The organism is Sphingopyxis sp., assembly GCF_035250425.1.
In the GTDB taxonomy this organism is placed as follows: domain Bacteria; phylum Pseudomonadota; class Alphaproteobacteria; order Sphingomonadales; family Sphingomonadaceae; genus Sphingopyxis.
Genome location: NZ_DATFFD010000204.1, coordinates 1 through 2520 on the forward strand (window position 1 = coordinate 1; position 2520 = coordinate 2520).

Annotated in this window: 1 protein-coding gene; it reads left to right on the forward strand. The window is 68.9% G+C overall.

From position 1 onward, the window contains the following. On the forward strand, positions 1 to 2520 hold a 2520-nt coding region (ppc, locus tag VJ811_RS12110; protein ID WP_324072646.1), incomplete at both ends, for a phosphoenolpyruvate carboxylase.

The following is a 2520-nucleotide window of genomic DNA, read 5'->3' on the forward strand; positions in this document are numbered from 1 at the left end:
CGAGGCGATCGATCCGGGGCTCGATGCGCTGAGCCTCGACGACACGATCGCGTTCGTGCGCGGCTTCATGCTGTTTTCGATGCTCGCCAATCTTGCCGAAGACCGGCAGGGGGTCGCGGCCGAGCCCGAGGCGACAGTCGCGGCAGCGCTGGCGAAGCTCAAGGCCGACGGGATCGAGGGCGACGCGGTCGCGGCCTTGCTGAGCGCATCGCTCGTCGCGCCGGTGCTGACCGCGCACCCGACCGAGGTCCGGCGGAAATCGGTGCTCGACCACAAGAACCGCATCGCCGAGTTGATGCTGCTGCGCGACGCCGGCGCCGACGAGACGCCCGAGGGCGATGTCGTCGAGGATGCGATCCGGCGGCAGATTGTGCTGCTATGGCAGACGCGCCCGCTGCGCACCGAAAAATTGTTCGTCGCCGACGAGATCGACAATGCGCTGACCTATTTGCGCGACGTGTTCCTGCCCGTCGTGCCCAAACTCTACGCGCGCTGGGAAGCCGAACTGGGGCAGCGCCCCGCGAGCTTCCTGCGCGTCGGCAGCTGGATCGGCGGCGACCGCGACGGCAATCCCTTCGTCACCGCCGAGACGATGCACATGGCGACGGCACGCAACGCCGCGGCGGTGCTCGGCCATTATATCGACGCGGTTCATGGCCTCGGCGCCGAGCTGTCGGTGTCGGCGAGCCTCGCCGCCGTTCCCGACGCGGTCGAAGCGCTGGCCGAGGCGAGCGGCGATACCGCGCCGAGCCGCCGCGACGAGCCCTATCGCCGCGCGCTGTCGGGCATCTATGCGCGGCTGTGCGCGACCTATGCCAAGATCGTCGGCCGCGCGCCGCCGCGCCCGTCGGCGCTGACGGGTGAGCCATACGCGACCCCCGCCGATCTGCGCCGCGACCTTGTCACCATCGCCAACGGCCTGTCGGCGAACAGCCAGGGCCAGTTCGGCGGCATCGGCGCATTGGGGCGGCTGATCCGCGCAGTCGAGGTGTTCGGATTCCACCTCGCGACGCTCGACATGCGGCAGAACAGCGCGGTGCACGAACGCGTGCTCGCCGAACTGCTGTCCGTATCGGGCGTGTGCGCCGATTATCTGGCGCTGGACGAAGAGGCGCGCGTCGCGCTGCTCACCGCCGAGCTCGCCAGCGACCGGCCGCTCGCCGCGCCGTGGCACCAGTGGAGCGACGAGACCGCGGGCGAACTCGCGATCGTCCACGCCGCCGCCGATGTGCGCGCGCGGCTGGGGCAGGATGCGATCTGCCAGTGGATCATCAGCATGGCGCAGGAATTGTCCGACCTGCTCGAAGTCCATGTCCTCGCGCGCGAAGCGGGGCTGTGGCGGAGCGGCGATGCGGCGGGCCAGTCGAACCTGATGGTCGTGCCCTTGTTCGAGACGATCGCCGACCTCGACCGCGCGCCCGCGATCATGGCGCGCTATTTCGCGATGCCCGAGATCGGCCCGCAGATCGGCGTGCGCGGGCATCAGGAAGTGATGATCGGCTATTCGGATTCGAACAAGGATGGCGGATACCTCACCTCGACCTGGGGGCTTTATCAGTCGTCGCAGGCGCTGACCCCCGTGTTCGAGGATTTCGACACGTCGATGCAATTGTTCCACGGCCGCGGCGGCGCGGTCGGGCGCGGCGGCGGCAGCGCCTTTGCCGCGATCCGCGCGCAGCCCGCGGGCACGGTGCAGGGGCGCATCCGCATCACCGAACAGGGCGAAGTGATCGCGGCGAAATATGGCACCGCCGACAGCGCCGCGACCAATCTGGAGGCGATGGTATCGGCCAGCCTGCTCGCGAGCCTCGAGCCCGAGGCGCTGAGCGACAAGGATGCGGCGCGTTTTACGGCGGCGATGGACGCGGTGTCGGACAGCGCTTTCGCGGCCTATCGCGGGCTCGTCTACGACACCCCGGCGTTCAAGGATTTCTTCCGCGCGATGACGCCGATCGCCGAAATCGCGACGCTGAAGATCGGGTCGCGGCCGTCGAGCCGCACCAAGTCGAGCGCGATCGAGGATCTGCGCGCGATCCCGTGGGTGTTCAGCTGGGCGCAGTCGCGCGCGATGCTGCCCGGCTGGTACGGCACCGGTGAAGGCTTTGCCGCGTTCGAGGACAAGGCGTTGCTCGCCGACATGGCGGCGGGCTGGCCCTTCTTCGCGGCTTTGCTCGGCAATATGGAGATGGTGCTCGCGAAATCCGACATGGGGATCGCCGCGCGCTACGCCGAGCTGGCGGCGGGCATCGACGGGCATGACGCGATCTTCGGCCGCATCCGCGACGGCTGGAACCGCGCGCATGACGGGCTGCTGGGCATCACCGGGCAAACGCGGCTGCTCGACAAGAATCCGGCGCTCGAGGCGTCGATCCGGCTGCGCCTCCCCTATATCGAGCCGCTCAACCTGCTCCAGATCGAGCTGATGAAGCGCCACCGCGCGGGCGAAACCGATCCGCGCATCGCCGAGGGCATCCAGCTGACGATCAACGCGATCGCGACGGCGCTGCGGAATAGCGGGTA